At 61.0% G+C, this 14,488-nt stretch carries 14 protein-coding genes and 1 tRNA gene; 5 read left to right on the top strand and 10 right to left on the bottom strand.

Translation table 11 applies throughout. From position 1 onward, the window contains the following. Window positions 1-34 precede the first annotated feature (34 nt). Window positions 35-829 carry an NAD+ synthase gene (locus tag NKF26_RS02700; RefSeq protein ID WP_253225178.1) on the bottom strand — a complete coding sequence of 265 codons (795 nt, stop codon included), beginning with the start codon at window positions 827-829 and terminating at the stop codon, window positions 35-37. Window positions 830-1,049: 220 nt separating this feature from the next. Between NKF26_RS02700 and NKF26_RS02695 the strand changes: the two genes are divergently transcribed. After that, a tRNA-Gly gene (locus tag NKF26_RS02695) sits at window positions 1,050-1,120 on the top strand. A 30-nt stretch (window positions 1,121-1,150) separates the two neighbouring features. Here NKF26_RS02695 and NKF26_RS02690 read toward each other — a convergent pair. The 5 genes from NKF26_RS02690 to NKF26_RS02670 all read right to left on the bottom strand — a co-directional run bounded on the left by NKF26_RS02690 (window position 1,151) and on the right by NKF26_RS02670 (window position 6,381). Next, the gene (locus NKF26_RS02690) at window positions 1,151-1,846 is read right to left on the bottom strand and encodes a hypothetical protein (protein ID WP_253225177.1); all 696 of its coding nucleotides are present in this window, start codon (window positions 1,844-1,846) and stop codon (window positions 1,151-1,153) included. A 67-nt stretch (window positions 1,847-1,913) separates the two neighbouring features. Further along, window positions 1,914-2,198, bottom strand: a complete 285-nt coding sequence (locus NKF26_RS02685; protein ID WP_066142397.1) for a permease — start codon at window positions 2,196-2,198, stop codon at window positions 1,914-1,916. Between the two features lie 152 nt (window positions 2,199-2,350). Then, on the bottom strand, window positions 2,351-3,433 hold the full coding sequence (locus NKF26_RS02680; RefSeq protein WP_253233965.1) for a sorbosone dehydrogenase family protein: 1,083 nt from the start codon (window positions 3,431-3,433) through the stop codon (window positions 2,351-2,353). A 39-nt stretch (window positions 3,434-3,472) separates the two neighbouring features. After that, window positions 3,473-4,372, bottom strand: a complete 900-nt coding sequence (locus NKF26_RS02675) for an acyltransferase (RefSeq protein ID WP_253225175.1) — start codon at window positions 4,370-4,372, stop codon at window positions 3,473-3,475. A 530-nt stretch (window positions 4,373-4,902) separates the two neighbouring features. Further along, on the bottom strand, window positions 4,903-6,381 hold the full coding sequence (locus NKF26_RS02670) for a heme-binding protein (RefSeq protein WP_253225174.1): 1,479 nt from the start codon (window positions 6,379-6,381) through the stop codon (window positions 4,903-4,905). A gap of 136 nt (window positions 6,382-6,517) precedes the next feature. Between NKF26_RS02670 and NKF26_RS02665 the strand changes: the two genes are divergently transcribed. Then, on the top strand, window positions 6,518-7,033 hold the full coding sequence (locus NKF26_RS02665; protein ID WP_253225173.1) for a PadR family transcriptional regulator: 516 nt from the start codon (window positions 6,518-6,520) through the stop codon (window positions 7,031-7,033). A gap of 36 nt (window positions 7,034-7,069) precedes the next feature. Here the strand turns inward: NKF26_RS02665 and NKF26_RS02660 are convergent, their stop codons facing one another. The 4 genes from NKF26_RS02660 to pyrH all read right to left on the bottom strand — a co-directional run bounded on the left by NKF26_RS02660 (window position 7,070) and on the right by pyrH (window position 11,789). Further along, on the bottom strand, window positions 7,070-8,872 hold the full coding sequence (locus tag NKF26_RS02660) for a site-2 protease family protein (RefSeq protein WP_253225172.1): 1,803 nt from the start codon (window positions 8,870-8,872) through the stop codon (window positions 7,070-7,072). Between the two features lie 91 nt (window positions 8,873-8,963). Next, window positions 8,964-9,272: a hypothetical protein gene (locus NKF26_RS02655; protein ID WP_253225171.1), complete on the bottom strand. Its 309-nt coding sequence runs from the start codon at window positions 9,270-9,272 to the stop codon at window positions 8,964-8,966. 145 nt (window positions 9,273-9,417) lie between these two features. Continuing rightward, window positions 9,418-11,073 (bottom strand): lysine--tRNA ligase, encoded by a 1,656-nt coding sequence (gene lysS, locus NKF26_RS02650; RefSeq protein ID WP_253225170.1) that lies wholly within the window; start codon window positions 11,071-11,073, stop codon window positions 9,418-9,420. Continuing rightward, complete coding sequence (pyrH, locus tag NKF26_RS02645) at window positions 11,070-11,789, bottom strand: UMP kinase (protein ID WP_066140864.1); 720 nt, start codon at window positions 11,787-11,789, stop codon at window positions 11,070-11,072. The genes lysS and pyrH overlap by 4 nt, the downstream gene beginning before the upstream one ends. 87 nt (window positions 11,790-11,876) lie before the next feature. Between pyrH and NKF26_RS02640 the strand changes: the two genes are divergently transcribed. The 3 genes from NKF26_RS02640 to NKF26_RS02630 all read left to right on the top strand — a co-directional run bounded on the left by NKF26_RS02640 (window position 11,877) and on the right by NKF26_RS02630 (window position 14,461). After that, window positions 11,877-12,686: a molybdopterin synthase gene (locus NKF26_RS02640; RefSeq protein WP_253225169.1), complete on the top strand. Its 810-nt coding sequence runs from the start codon at window positions 11,877-11,879 to the stop codon at window positions 12,684-12,686. Between the two features lie 243 nt (window positions 12,687-12,929). Beyond that, the gene (locus NKF26_RS02635; protein ID WP_066140859.1) at window positions 12,930-13,178 is read left to right on the top strand and encodes a hypothetical protein; all 249 of its coding nucleotides are present in this window, start codon (window positions 12,930-12,932) and stop codon (window positions 13,176-13,178) included. A gap of 332 nt (window positions 13,179-13,510) precedes the next feature. Continuing rightward, window positions 13,511-14,461 (top strand): AEC family transporter, encoded by a 951-nt coding sequence (locus NKF26_RS02630; RefSeq protein ID WP_253225168.1) that lies wholly within the window; start codon window positions 13,511-13,513, stop codon window positions 14,459-14,461. Window positions 14,462-14,488 lie beyond the last annotated feature (27 nt).

Raw genomic sequence — 14,488 nt, 5'->3', positions numbered from 1 at the left:
AACCGGAAGGGATCGACCGAGAGTCGGTCGGAACTTACAACGATTCGGGGGACTGCGGCACGGCGCGTTTGTGCTCGCTCAGCCGGTACATCTCGTCGATTCGTCGGACATCGTCGGCCGATGCGCCGTCGACCTGCCGCGCCGTCGCCGACGCGGACAGCGGTCCATCGACATGGAGCGCCAGAATCGCGTCCAGCGTGTCGTAATCGATACCCAACTCTTCCTCGTCGGTCTGGCCCGCCCACAGCCCCGCCGTCGCTTCCTTTTCGGCGAGTCGCTCGGGAACGCCGACGTGGACGGCGAGCTGTCGAACCTGTTGTTTGTAGAGGTTGCCGATGGGGTGACAGTCCACCGCGCCGTCGCCGTACTTCGTGAAGTAGCCGACGAGCGCCTCGGTGCGGTTGCCGGTGCCGAGGACGACCGACCCCTCGTGGTTGGCGACGAGGTAGTTCATCACTGCGCGGGTTCGGGCGCGGGCGTTGCCCACCGCCATGTGGTCACCCTCCGCTTCCGAATAAGCGTCCAAGAACGTGTCCACGATAGGGTTGATTTCGAACACGTCGTAGGTGATTTCGAGGTCCGACGCCACCCACTCCGCGTCGCTCATGTTGTCCTCCCGACTCACCGCGCCGGGCATGACGAGTCCGTGGACGTTCTCGGTGCCCAGTGCTTCCACGGCGAGGTACGCCGTCAGCGTGCTGTCAATACCGCCGGAGAGGCCGAGAACCGCCGAATCCGTCCCCGCGTCGGCCACCGTCTCGCGAATGAACGACACGATGTGATCGCGGTGTGCGTCGAGTTCTTCCGTCGAGAGTTCGAGATCTATCATGTACGCCTGTAGGAACGCTGATGACTAAAACCTCCCCTCTTCGTCGTATTTCTGGACGAACGTCCGAAACGCTACGTTGAAGTGAACGCGGAATGAAGTGGAAAGCACACGACTGCTCGCTCTCGTTCGCCTGATCTTATTCGGGTTGAGTGCACCGGTGGTGAGCAAATCCTTCGGATTTGCGAGTCACGGTGCGCGGGACGAACGAAGTGAGTGCCGTGCACCGGTGGTCTAGTGGCAGGACATAAGCTTCCCAAGCTTATAGCCCGGGTTCAACTCCCGGTCGGTGCATTCTGCGAGGAACGAACGTGACGAGCGGAGTCACTTCCCGAATTCCGAAATTTCCCGAATCCCGTCCCCATCGAACTTCATCGGCCTGCGCCACCACGGTCCCTTTCCGGAGTCGCTCGACAGTTCGGTGACGACGTGGTTCGCTTTCGACCCTTTCTCGGGGCTACTCAACGGAACCGCCGTTTCGTACAATCCAGATTCGTCCGGGGCACCTTCCACCAGCACTTCCGCGTCGAACTCCTCGCGTTTCAGGTGGGCGTTGTTCTCGAAAACTCGCTGTTCTTCCGAATCCAACTCCGCGAATTCCTCCCCTGTAATCGGGTCGCGTGCCAGTCGGAACTGGCCGATGATGTACGCGCCCCATCTCGGTGAAATCCAGTCGCGTGTCGGGTCCCCGACGGTCGAGAGCGTGGCGTAGAAGAAGACGTAATCGCCGCGATCCAGTTCCAACAGCGGTCTCGCTTTCATGCCGAACGGGTCGCCGTAGGTGTAGCGTTCACAACACGGATACTCCGCGAATTCGGGGTCGAGGTGGACGGGCAGGGTTTCGGCTCCGTCCGGCAGTTCGACCGACGGGTCGAGGTCCGCGTAGGTCGGCACCGATCGGTTCGTCGGTTCGGGTTCGGGAATCGGAAGGTATTCGAACCGACCGTCCGGGAAGATCGGGCCGCGAACGCCGGGCTGGTTGGTGTTGGCGGCGACGTTGATGGCGACGGCACGGGGCATAGCTCACGCTGGGGACGGGAACGGGAAAAGCGTAGCTACCCCCTTTGGTAGCTACCCCCTTCGACAGCTACCACACGCCGAGTGGGCCGACGCACTCGCGGCAGAACGTGTATCCGACGCCGTTTTCGGTCCCACAGTGTGGGCACACACGCATGTCGGAGTTCGTCTCCGCTTCGCTAAACTCTTCGAGGATACGTTCCCGTCGGATGTCATCAGGCACGTGCCCATCCGACCCGGACGGCGTCGATGCGAGCAGCGCCGCATCGTCGTCGCTCCGTAGATATCGGTAGATAAGCAGCTGTAGCCCGACGAACAGGACGACATACAGGACTATCCACCCCCAGACGTTCATGGAACACCATGACATACGCTCCCATGATACTTGGTAGCTTCGTACGACAGGATTCATAACTGTCAGCACGGCAGATGGACATGTGGATCACACTGGCTGACGGGACACGAAGGCGACGGGGTACACACCCCCACAAATGAACGAAAAAGGGACTACGCGGGCTTGAATTTGAGTATCCGGTCGTCCTGGGGTGCGGGACCTTCCGCACGTCCGTCTCGATTGCTCGTCGTCGCGTAGAGATGCCCGTTCGGGCCGGTGAACGTCGTCCGAAGGCGACCGTACTCGTTGACGAGCAGGCGTTCCTGCTCGACGACGTTTTCCCCGTCGAGTCGCACCCGGTGGAGATGTGTTCCGACGAGTGCGCCGAAGAAGAAGTCACCGCTCCACTGTGAAATCGGTCCGTCGTAGAAGGCCGCTCCGCCCGGCGCAATCGTGGGCGTGTACGTCGCGATCGGATCGGTATACTGCTCGTTCTTGCTCTTCCCGGTAACGTCGGGCCACCCGTAGTTCTTCCCCGCTTCGAGGACGTTGATCTCGTCGTTTTCGTCCGGTCCGTGTTCCGTACTGAACAGGGTTCCGTCGTTGAACGCCAACCCTTCCGGGTTTCGGTGCCCGTACGTGAACACTTCGTTGTCGAACGGGTTGTCGGGATGCGGCTTCCCGTCCAGCGTCAGTCTGAGGACTTTCCCGGCCAACGAATCCGTGTCCTGTGCCCGTTTCCCGTCCCCAGCATCGCCGGTAGTTACGAACAGCGCGCCGTCGTGAATCAGCAGTCGTCCGCCATCGTGGTTGGACGCCGCCGGAATCCCGTCGAGGATGACCGACTCCCGTTCGAATCCGTCGCTGACGCGATGCCGGATGACGCGGTTTTGCAGGTCACCACTCTTCTCGTAGGTTTGATAGGTGTAGGCCAAATCCTCGTTTTTCGGGTGGAAGGTCAATCCGAGCAATCCCCCTTCGCCGACGCTTGCGATGCGATCAGTCACGTCGGCGATGATTTCGTTTTTGTTCTTTCGAATCCGGCGAATCCGTCCCGGTCGCTCGGTAAAATAGAGATCGCCGTTGGGGGCGAAATCGGCACCCCACGGAACTTCGAGGTTCATCGCAACCGTCTCGACGCGCACGCCGGGTTCCCCCTTGGCCGTCGTCCGATGGGAACTGCCAGGGGAGTCCGTACACCCGGCAAATCCAGTAATGCCGAGCGCGATCGATCGAAGGTACGTACGACGTCGCATGCTCTCCACCACGGATTGACAGGAGAAAAACGGTCCGGGTTACTCCGACGAACGGGGGGTACGCCGGAACTCGTCGAACTGTTCGAGGTTGTCGGGTAGTTCGTCATCGATACGGCGTGATTCCTTCTCCGTCGATGGAACGTCGTCCAACGGAGCGGCCTCGTCCTCGTAGCCGGGCTTGATCTTGATGCTCTTCGCCGGCATGCCGACGGCGATATGATGGGCAGGCACGTCACTCTGGACGACCGCCCGCGCACCGACCACGGAGTCCTCGCCGATTTTTACGCCTGCGCGAACCATCGCGTCGTAGGTCACCCGTGCGTCGTCCCCGATGACGGTGTGGAAGTTCGTCACGTCCGTCTGGTCGATGATGTCGTGATCGTGGCTGTAGATGTGCACGCCGTCGCTGATGGAACAGCGGTTCCCGATGGTCAACTTGCCGCGGTCGTCGAGGTGAACATCGTCGTGAATGACCGTGTTGTCGCCGACCGTGATGTTGTGGCCGTAGGTCATCGTGACACCCTTGAAGATACGAAGATTGTCGCCCGCATCCTCGAAGAGGTGGTTCGCCATCATCTGACGAAATCGCAGGGCGAACTCGACGTTGTCCGCCATCGGCGTCGCGTCGAACTGCCGCCAGAGCCACTGGAGGTGTTTCGACCGACGGAACTTCTCCTCGTCCTTCTCGGCGTAGTATTCGCTCTCGAGCGTGGAGTTACACGGGTCATAGCTCTGGAGCCGGACGCGCTCGGCGTTCGACACCGGCTCGCCGCTCTGCCACGCTTCGTAGGCGTCGCGGTCACCGTGCAGGTCGATGAGCACCTCCTTTACGACCTGGCACGTATCCTCGTCGCTTGCGAGTCGTTCGTCTACTTCATCGATAAACCCGCGTACGCCCGCTTCCGCGGACTCGGGGAGGGTAACGTGTCGCTTTGTCATAGCTTATTTCACTCTCGATTTTCTTATAGGTTAGTAACTCTTCCGTAGGCAAGGGGGTTTTGGTTGCGGCGGCGAGTGCCCGCTCTTGCCCCATCGCTACTTACGCCGGATTCGAATGACGGAACGACATTCTTTGTGGCCAACAATACAGTCACGACGGGCGAAGTACGGTCGTTTTCTGGCTACGAGGACCGAGGCACAAATCTCGAAAGTCCGCACCGCCACCGCCTCTACAACGAACCACGAGCCTCCCCAGCCGATTCCTCATTGGCGCTCGTCATCCACCGTCAGAGCGTTGCTCTGATAGTGGACGACTGAACGGAGTTCCCGCGAACGCAGTGAGCAAGAGCACGGAAGAACCCAGTTCTCCCGGAGTGAAGGAGTCGGTTGGGGAGGATATAGTGCGGTAATTCATGCGGCTCGGGTACTGAAATCACGACAAAACCAAACACTTCTCTTCGAAATGTTCGTGGACGAGGTCACCCGTCGTAATCAGAGAAAAATCAATTCTATCGTTCCTCGTCGCCGTTTTACGCCAGGAAGACGTGTCGCGGTCGGTCCGCCAGGATGTCCCGGCCCCAGCTCACCGTGTCCCGGAAGGCGTCGCTGCGGAAGAAGTCCATGGCGTCGTCCTTCGACCGCCACTGGCTGGAGATGAACATGTCGTTCTCGTCTTCGTGGTTGGCCAGCAGTTCGGAGTCGAAGTGGCCCTCCATATCGGCGAGCGCGTCGCCGACCGCTCCGAACTTCTCGACGAAGTCCTCGCGGTGTTCGGGCTTGACGGTGTAGAACATCCCCATCGTGCCGAAGCCGCTCTCCTCGCCCGCACGTGCGACGATTCCGGGCAGATCCGAGAGGAAGCCGCCCGCCGTCTCGGCCGCGCTCTGGGTGTCCCAGATACTCACGACGGCCGCCCGCTCGTCGCCCTCGTACACCGCCGTTTTGACGTGCGTGTCGTAGTGGTCGAAGCTCTCCCGGAGTCCAGTGACCTCCTCGAACAGTTCGTCCGCGTCGGCCTCGGAGTACAGGACGATGGAGTACACGTCCTCGCCGTGTGGCTGTCCGGCGTAGATGTCGAGGTCTTCGAGTTCACCGCGGATGCCCTCGGCCTCCGCCTCGCCGGTTCCGTGTGGGCTATCGGCCTCGCTGGTTTCCCCGTGGTCACTCTCGCCGTGTGCGTGGCCGCTCCCGTGGTGGCTTTCGCCGTGCGGGTGTGCGTCCTCCGGCGTCGGAATCTCCTCGCCCGCCATGAACGCGGGGAGGTCTTCCGGCGGGAAGCGCCGCCCGAAGGAGAACTCGCCGAACTCCGCGAAGCGGGAACTCGCCTCGTCGAAGCGCATCTCGTAGAGGATGTCCTTGATGTGGGTTGGGTCGTTGCTGAACAGGTCCACGCCCCACTCGTAGTCCTCCATCCCGATACTGCCGGTGATGATCTGGGTGACCTTCCCGGCGTAGGTCTTCCCGATTTCGCCGTGGCTCGCCATCATGTCTGCGCGCTCGTCGTACGGCGTGTCGTACCAGTTGGCCTCCGGCAAGCGGAGTTTGCTCATCGGGTAGAAACAGAGGAATTCGGCGTCCGGAACGTCGGGGTAGAGTTTGCTCGCCACGTAGCGAGCCATGCCAGTGTCCTCGATGTCCTCCGGGTCTTTCACCATCTCGTCGGAGGTGTAACTGCCGACTTCGGTGACGGACATGTAGGAGTCGGTTCGCTCGGTGAAGTCCGCGAACTCGGTCCGTTCGAAGGCGCGCTCGGCCGTGTCGAGCGCGTTCACCGTCGGGCGGAAGTGGAGTATCAGCAGGTCGGCTTCGTGACCCATGACGCTGAAGACGGCCGAGGAACCGTCCTCGGCGTCGGTCACGTCCTCGTGTGCGCTCAGGAATTCGACACCGTCGGCCAGTGCAGCGTCGCGGGTTCGCTCCGGCGCGTCTCGCCACGCATCCCAGTCGATGGTTCGGAAGTCGTGAAGCGCATACCACCCCTCGCGGGTCGGCGGTACTTTTCTCGGCATATGTGGAGGTTGGGAACGACCGGACAAGGAACTTTTGAGTTTCACCTGTGTTCAGTCCACCCCGCAGTTTAGGTTACGCCGGCCGGTGTCGCCCCGACCGAAAGCCTTTCAAAATCTGGACTTAAATCCCCACCCGATGCGGAAAAGTGGCCCGCCGAAAGGCCTGATATCGTACCTCGTGCTCGAACTTCTGGACGAAAAACCACGGTACGGGTACGAGATACTGAAAGAGATACGCGAGATAAGTGGCGGCCACTGGGAACCGTCCTACGGGTCGGTGTACCCCATCCTTTATAAATTCGAGGACAAGGGATGGACCGAACGGATCGAGCGTGAGGACGAACCGGACCGGAAATATTTCAAGCTGACCGACGCGGGACGCGAGGAACTCGAAGAGAAACGGGTAGAGAGCGGCACGAAAGCTCACGAGTTTGCGGATGTGATCCTCGGCTTCTACCACGTCTACGTCTCCTTCGCCACCGACGAGCGCTTCGAAGTCGAGAGCCCGGACGGCGAATGGCGGTTCGACGAGACCTTCAGCGCGTGGATCGTCGAGCAGATAATTCGCCACCACGAACGCGACTTCGGCGACTTCGAACGCATTCCCGACACGCCCGAGGAGTTCAAAGAACGGATGGGACTCGACGAGTGACGATCGGTTAACAGTCGAAAAAATTTTCTTCGCGCTTCAGGACAGCAGGCGCGGCCCGAACACCATTAGCAGAAGGCTCACCAGCATGACCAACCCGACGGTCGTCGTTATCATCGTGGTGACCTGCCGACCTTGATCGGTCGGGAGCCTGGAGACGATGGCCTCGGCACCCATGCGGAGGATGTGCCCCCCATCGAGCGGGAACGCGGGGATACAGTTGAAGAAGCCGAGATTGAGGTTTATCCATCCCGTCCAGAACAGCACGTTGGCCAACAGGAAGACACCGCCGCCGAAGGACGACAGCGGACCCTGCACGGCGTAGAAGTTGCTATTCCATCCGACGAAGCCCGCGAAGTTGTAGCCGACCGGCATCGAAAGGCTGGCGAACGGGAGCAACAGCGTTCCGACGATGCCGAACAGGAACGTCGTCACCGGGCCACCCGAACCGCCGCCGAACATCGAGATGAACTGTCCACCCATGAGGTCGTGGAAGACCCCTGCCGGGTAGAGTTGTGTTCCGAAGCTACTCGTCGAAATACCGGACACGCCCGGCGAGACGAGGATGCCGACGATGGCCTTCCCGTCGCCGTTGTCCTTGAGCGTCACGTCGTAGGTGTGCCGAGTGTACCTGCCACTATCGTTCACGTAGGCTTCGACGGTCGCCGTCTGCCCGACGTTGTACCCGTCAAGCGTCGAACTCAAGTCGGTACTGTTGGTGATACGCTCCCCGTCTATCGCCGTGATGACGACGGTATCGCCTGTTTTCAGGTTCGTCTGACGGCTGAGGGGACCGTCTTGGAGGGTCGAAAGTCCGCCGATGGGACCGCTCACTTTCGATCCGTTCACGGTCATCGTGGCGACCTTCTTCCCGCCGAGTTCCCGGTCCAACGCTTTTTCGGTGTAGACGGACGTGCCGTTGGCTTTGGAGATGCTCTCACCCTTGTCGACCCCCGATGCGAACGGGGAGGCCTGTGCAACACCCGTAATGAGTAGGGAGCGTCGAATGGTCGTTTGGTGCTCCTTTCCGTCCCGGTTCACCGTCACGTCCACTGACCGGCCCTGGACGTCCGCGAGTTTGCCGTGTAGGTCACCGTTGCTCGTCACGTCCGTGCCGTTGACGGCTACGATACGGTCCCCGCGCTGGATGTTCGCGTTGTCCGCCGCGGACCCCGGGAACACACCCCCGACTGCCGCGCCCGACGCGACCGAAATCGCGCCCATCACGGGACCGAACAGCAGCAAGAAAGCGATGACTGTGATGGCGAAGTTGTTCGTCACACCGGCGGCGAACATGCGGCTTTGGCTCCCCCTGTCGGCGTTTCTCCTGCTTTCCTCGTCGGGTTCGACGAACGCCCCGACCGGAAGGAATGCAAGGAGTGCCAACCCCATCGATCGGATTTCGATGTCTTCGACGCGGCAGAAGATGCCGTGGCCGCCCTCGTGGACGACCAATCCGATGAGCAGGCCGAGCAGTATCTCGGGAGCGACCGACAGCGGCAGGAACTGGTTGACCCCCGGAATGACGAGCACGTTCCGCGGTTGCGTCACTGCCGTCGGTTCGGGTGGGTTCTGAACGACGATGATCGCTTGAACGACGAGCAGGAGGAACGTCCCGACCATCACGACGAGTGCGATTCCTAGACCGAAGTTCCCCCACGCCCGCCAGAACCGTTTCGGTCGCGCGAGTCGTTCGATGAGTTCCTTTCCTTTCTGCGTGTGGAGGGTTAAAACCGGCCCCTGAGTGCCAATATAGGAGGGGAGTAGACCTCTGTCCCGTAGTCCGATGAGGGCCACCCAATAGATGAACAGGCCGACGAGGACCCAGACGAACGTATTCATTGACGGAACGAAGGGCCGCGGCGCTCAAAGGCGTTTGGGAACGGACGTGAAAAAAGTGCGAAACGTCGGGCGAAGTCGGTAACTACGGAACTTATTCCGCAGTCTGCCAGTCTTCCTCGAAGTCCTCGACGTCGTCTCCCTTGCCGGCCCGCTTCTGCTGGAGTTTGCGGGCGGCGGCGAGTCCGGCGGCGGTACCGCCGAGGACTGCTGCACGACGGACGAAGGTTCGCGCTTTTCCGCGTCCCTTCGTCTCCTCGACTTCCGTCTCCTCGATTTCCGCTTCGGACACTTCCGTTTCCGTCTCCGTCTCCGGTTCCTCGGTCGTCTCGACTTCGGATTCTTTGACGAGTTCGGTTCGCTTCAACGCTGGCTTCTCTAGATTTAGTTCTATCAGGGCCATGGTAATATATCGGTTTAGTCGTTGACGTGATTAGTCGCCATTCCGACTGTACATCCTTCCGTACTACTGGGAAGTACTTTGTTATGTCCTTGCTAGAAGGACGCAGTTGGGAACTACTTGCCAATCAACTTAACTCTGTTGGCGTTTACCCTTCCCGCCGCAAACGGCAGAGTACGAACTCCTCGTCCAAGTTCGAGAGGAAAGGGCCGAGTTTCGGTCCCTGCTCCTCGCCGAAGAACAACCCGTATCCGGTGCTGAAGAAATCGCCGATGTCGATATCGTGGCGTTTCGCCGTTTCGTAGATCTCGCCCTGCACTTCCTCGCCGTCGTGGCCCTCCTCGATGAAGTCGGCGAGTTCAGCGAGCGCGGCGTCCGTTTCGGCGTCGATATCCACGTCCGGCATCTCGGTCCGTTTCAGGTCGTAATCGTACTCGTTCCCCGTACGTCGCGCCCACGCCTGTGCGCGTTCGACGCGTGCGAGCGCATCTTCGACTGCCCAGTCGGGCGCGTCATCGGAGATGTGCCCTTCGCGCCGCGCGATCTCCTCGCGGAGTTCGGGGTCGTCCGTCATACCCAAGATGGCGGCGAAGGTGTACGGAATCCGAATCCGTTCCTGCCGCGGTTCGGCGACGACCATCGGGTACACCCGTTCGGCGAGCGTCCGCTCGCGTTCGTCGGCGTCCTCCTCGCCGAAGTAGATCCGTTCGAAGCGGTCGAACTCGTCCACGAGCAGGTCGAGACGGTCGAGGTCGAAGTCCCGCGCCTTGCTCGGGTCCTTGGTGAAGAAGTAGCGCAACACCTCGGGTTCGAGCAGTTCCAGCACTTCCGCGACGAGCACGATGTTCCCCTCGGAGGAGGAAAACGGCTTGCCGTTGAGCGTGAACCACTCGTAGGTCATCGGCACCGGCGGTTCGAACTCCATCACGTTCCGGGCGATGTCCTCACCGCTCGGCCACGACCCTTCGGCGTGGTCCTTGCCGAACGGTTCGAAGTCCACGCCGAGCGTCTTCCACTGGGCGGGCCACTCGAAGCGCCACGGGAGTTTCCCCTCGCGGAGGGTCGCCGTCCCTTCGTGACCACAACCGTCGATGACGTTGTCGCCCGCCTTCAGGTCCGTGCAGACGTATTCGACAGTTCCGGCATCGACGTCGAAATCGGTGACCGTCTCGGTCACCTTTCCACACTCCTCACAGATGGGGTTGAACGGGATGTATTCGCCGTCCACCTTGTCCTGATACTCCGCGAGCACATCACGGGCTCTCTCCGAATTTTCGAGAAGTTCGCGGGTCACGTCCTCCAGTTCGCCGGATTTGTACATCTCGGTGTTCGACACCACGTCGATTGGAACGTCCAACAGGTCCGCGCTCTGCTGGATGAGGTTCGAGAAGTGCTCCCCGTAGGAGTCACAGCAGTCGAACGGGTCCGGGATGTCGGTGTACGGTTTGCCGAGGTTCCGTCCGAGTGCCCCCGCGTTCACATCACCCAGTTCCACGATGTTGCCGTCCAAATCGGCCAGTTTTCGGGGGAGCTTTCGAAGCGGGTCGCGGTCGTCCGCGGTGAAGACCTGTCGAACCTCGTGACCCCTGTCGCGGAGGACTTCGGCAACGAAGTAGCCGCGCATAATCTCGTTGACGTTGCCGAGGTGCGGAACGCCGGACGGCGATATTCCGCCCTTGATGACGATGGGGTCGTCGGGGTCCCGCGCCTCGATTCGGTCGGCGACTTCGTCGGCCCAGAATGCGTGGTGGTTTTCCGACGCCGATTCGTCCCGCTCGTCTATCGGTGTCGTTCCCGCGCTCATTCTTGTACCCAGTAGGTCATCTCGTCGTCCGCGCCCTCGGGAATGATGTCGGTTCCAGTGTGTTTCCCGTCGAGGACGGCGTCCGCGATGCGTTGCGGTTCCGTTCCGTCGAGGACGATGGTTCTGACGCCCGAGCGTCCGATGAGTTTCGCGGCCACGAAGTCCACGGGTGCGGAGCTACCCGCCGTCATTTCGAGGTCGGTGACGATGTCCACGAGTTCGCTCGCCGAGAGTTCGTCGTACTTCGTCGCGTCTTCCACTTCGTTGGGATCATCGCTGTACACGCCGTTCACGCTCGTCGCATAGACGAGCAGGTCGGCGTTGGTGTACTCGGCCAGTGCCGCGCTCACGGCGTCCGTCGTCTGGCCGGGCATCACGCCACCCATGACGGCGATGTCGCCGCGATGCATCGCGGTTCCCGCTTCTTCGTACGTTTCCGCCGGGCTCGGGGCGGCGCGTTCGCCGAGCGCTGCGATGAGCAGCCGGGCGTTCAGTCGCGTCACGTCGATACCGATATCGTCCAGTTCGATTTCGTTCGCGCCGAGGTTCCGTGCGGTACCGATGTAGTCGCGGGCGACACCGCCGCCGCCGACGACCGCACCGATTTCACATCCCTCCGTTGCGAGCGATTCTATGACTTCGGCGTGTCCGCGCACTCGCTGGGATTCCAGATCAGGAGCGAGCACACTACCGCCGATAGAAACGACCACCTTCATACTACAGCCGACTTACCCGGACGCGGCCTTAAGCGTTCTCAACTTCCGACCGAAGGCTAAAAGCGCCTCGCCCCCTGCAATACGTCCATGTACGTAGTGGGTGTCGCCGGCGAGGGTGCGGAGACCGTCGCCGACCGACTCACCGATCGGTTCGGGGAATCGGGCACGGTTGGAACCGTTCGTCGTGAGCCGGACGCGTCGGACGCTCCCGCCCCGTCCGGTTCGGCGGACTCGTTCGATGCTGCCGCTGAAACGGCGTTCGAACTCGGCGACGGCTGGCGCGCACGCGGACAAAATACGTCAGTTACCGAGGTTATCGACCGACTCGCTCCGGACCACGAGTACGCCGTCGTGGTCGGATTTCCGGATGTCGACATCCCACGGATCGTTCTCGGTGACGCGGACTGCTCCGGTGAGGTTCTCACGCGAGCGGCGAGTCCCGATGCGCTCGACGTCGAGGAGGTCGTGACTGCGCTCGAAGCGACCGAACCACACGAGACGCTCGAATCGTTGGTCGCGCGGGTGAAACGCGACCCCGAAGCCGAACGGTCGGGCGCGATTGCCACGTTTACCGGCCGCGTCAGGGCGAAGGACTCGGACGACGATTCGCCGACCGAATTCCTCGACTTCGAGATGTACGACGGTGTCGCCCAGGAGAAACTGGACGCGATTCGTTCCGACCTCGAAGCGCGTGAAGGTGTTTTCAGTGTCCTCATGCACCACCGAACCGGCCGAATCGACTACGGCGAGGACATCGTCTTCGTCGTCGTGCTGGCGGGTCACCGCGGAGAGGCGTTCCGAACCGTCGAAGACGGTATCGACCGTCTGAAAGCGGAGGTACCGATCTTCAAAAAAGAGGTGACGCTCGACGAGCAGTTCTGGGTTCACGACCGATAACGGGACGAGATTAGTCGATAATCTGGCTATTTTGGGCGAGTTGGGTTGTTTACGTATTGCTGCGGAATAAAAGACGAGAGGTGTTTGTAAACTATTAAACCGATTCTAAAGGATTTATAAAATGTCGTTTTTACCCGTGTTCACGACACTTCGTGTTCAATTCACCTGAAGATTCCCGAAATTACCCTAAGCTTCCTTCCTTTATAACATATCCCCGGTCTATGGAGAAACTGGAGTCAGCACATGAGCGCTACACAAGCCGCCACCGAAAGCCCTGAACCGGAATCCAAAGAAGCCCGCCTCAAGCAGTACCTGTGCGAGAAAGCGAGCGATGGCGAGCTCTACTTCAAGAGCAAGTTCATCGCCGACGAAGTCGGCCTCTCCGCGAAGGAGATAGGCGCGCTGATGGTGAAACTGACCGACTGCTCCGAACTCGAAGTCGAGAAGTGGTCGTACACGAGTGCGACGACGTGGCGTATCGCTCGTGCGTAACTTCGGCTCACGTCCCCCGTGTGCTCCTGAAGTCCCCGCGCCCGAGTCACCCACCTCCGACCCCAAGCAACCCCTGACAACCCCGAACACCCACCCCCAACACCCAAGCAACCCCTGACGACCCCGACTCGAACCACCACCCCTCCCACCACCAAACCACGACTGTCACACCCCATCCCTGAATCCCCGAACCGAAACTCGATCCCCAGCAGCCACCGAAGCCCCGGTCCCCCTGGGATTCCGCAGCTGTCCCGCGGATCTGCCACACGCTTCCCCTCCCCCCTTTTCCTCCTTCGACGCTTTTGTAGTCTCGGACTGTTTTCGTTCGACCAGTGTCACTCCTCTCAGCGTTGACGAATGCGATTTTGCCCGTTCTCGCGGTTGCGGCCGTCGGCTTTCTCCTCGGAACCGTTCGTGATATCGAAGTTAGCGCCTTGGGTACCGTCACGATTTACGTGTTGAACCCCGCGTTGGTCTTCTACAGTCTCACGACATCGTCGCTCGACGGGGGGACGGTCGCAACGCTCGGCGTCGGCGTCCTCGTCTTCACGGTCGGGATGGTCGTCGTGGCGGAACTCGTCGGCCGCGCACTCGGCGAGACCGAACCCGTCCTCGGTGCACTGGTTCTGACGAGCGCGTTTCCCAACGCCGGAAACTACGGAATCCCCCTCTCACAGTTCGCGTTTCACGATGTCGGACGGAGCACCGCCATCCTCTACATCGCGATGCAATCGGTGCTCACCTACACGCTCGGCGTCTACGTCGCCTCGCGCGGTGACGAAACGTCGAGCCTCGCCGCGCTCCGCGAGGTGTTCAAACTGCCGCTCGTGTACGCGGTTCTCGCGGCCGGGTTGGTCCGGTTTCTGGGTCTCGTTCCGCCGACCGACTCCGCGGTGATGAGCACGCTGAACCTGACCGGTAACGCCGCCATCCCCATCATGTTGCTCATGCTCGGCATCCAGTTGGCGAACACGGATTCGGGGGCGGCCATCGCGCGTGTCGGGGTATCGAACGCCCTGAAACTGGTCGTCGCTCCGGCGCTCGCCGTCGGTATCGTCTTCCTGCTCGGGTTTCAGGACGTCACCGTCGCACGCGTGTTCGTCCTCGAGTGCGCGATGCCTGCCGCCGTGACGCCGCTCATCCTCACTATCGAGTACAATCGAGGGGCGAGCGGAATCTCCGGGCCGGAGTACGTGAGCACCGCAATTTTTGTCAGCACGTTACTCAGTGTCCCCGTTCTGACCGTTCTGATCGCTATCCTGCAGTCGGGTGCGGTCGTCTAGGGGTTTATAGCGATTCGTTCCGTAGTG

Origin of the sequence: Haladaptatus sp. AB618 (genome assembly GCF_024136965.1) — an archaeon.
Classification (GTDB): domain Archaea; phylum Halobacteriota; class Halobacteria; order Halobacteriales; family Haladaptataceae; genus Haladaptatus.
Note: the sequence above shows the minus strand (reverse complement) of the source record. Positions and strands in the feature narration are given on the sequence as shown.

Bases quoted from the DNA above. Each gene is read 5' to 3' on its own strand.
- NKF26_RS02700 (WP_253225178.1), bottom strand. From the start codon at position 829: ATGATAGATCTCGAACTCTCGACGGAAGAACTCGACGCACACCGCGAT.
- NKF26_RS02690 (WP_253225177.1), bottom strand. From the start codon at position 1,846: ATGCCCCGTGCCGTCGCCATCAACGTCGCCGCCAACACCAACCAGCCC.
- NKF26_RS02685 (WP_066142397.1), bottom strand. From the start codon at position 2,198: ATGAACGTCTGGGGGTGGATAGTCCTGTATGTCGTCCTGTTCGTCGGG.
- NKF26_RS02680 (WP_253233965.1), bottom strand. From the start codon at position 3,433: ATGCGACGTCGTACGTACCTTCGATCGATCGCGCTCGGCATTACTGGA.
- NKF26_RS02675 (WP_253225175.1), bottom strand. From the start codon at position 4,372: ATGACAAAGCGACACGTTACCCTCCCCGAGTCCGCGGAAGCGGGCGTA.
- NKF26_RS02670 (WP_253225174.1), bottom strand. From the start codon at position 6,381: ATGCCGAGAAAAGTACCGCCGACCCGCGAGGGGTGGTATGCGCTTCAC.
- NKF26_RS02665 (WP_253225173.1), top strand. From the start codon at position 6,518: ATGCGGAAAAGTGGCCCGCCGAAAGGCCTGATATCGTACCTCGTGCTC.
- NKF26_RS02660 (WP_253225172.1), bottom strand. From the start codon at position 8,872: ATGAATACGTTCGTCTGGGTCCTCGTCGGCCTGTTCATCTATTGGGTG.
- NKF26_RS02655 (WP_253225171.1), bottom strand. From the start codon at position 9,272: ATGGCCCTGATAGAACTAAATCTAGAGAAGCCAGCGTTGAAGCGAACC.
- lysS (WP_253225170.1), bottom strand. From the start codon at position 11,073: ATGAGCGCGGGAACGACACCGATAGACGAGCGGGACGAATCGGCGTCG.
- pyrH (WP_066140864.1), bottom strand. From the start codon at position 11,789: ATGAAGGTGGTCGTTTCTATCGGCGGTAGTGTGCTCGCTCCTGATCTG.
- NKF26_RS02640 (WP_253225169.1), top strand. From the start codon at position 11,877: ATGTACGTAGTGGGTGTCGCCGGCGAGGGTGCGGAGACCGTCGCCGAC.
- NKF26_RS02635 (WP_066140859.1), top strand. From the start codon at position 12,930: ATGAGCGCTACACAAGCCGCCACCGAAAGCCCTGAACCGGAATCCAAA.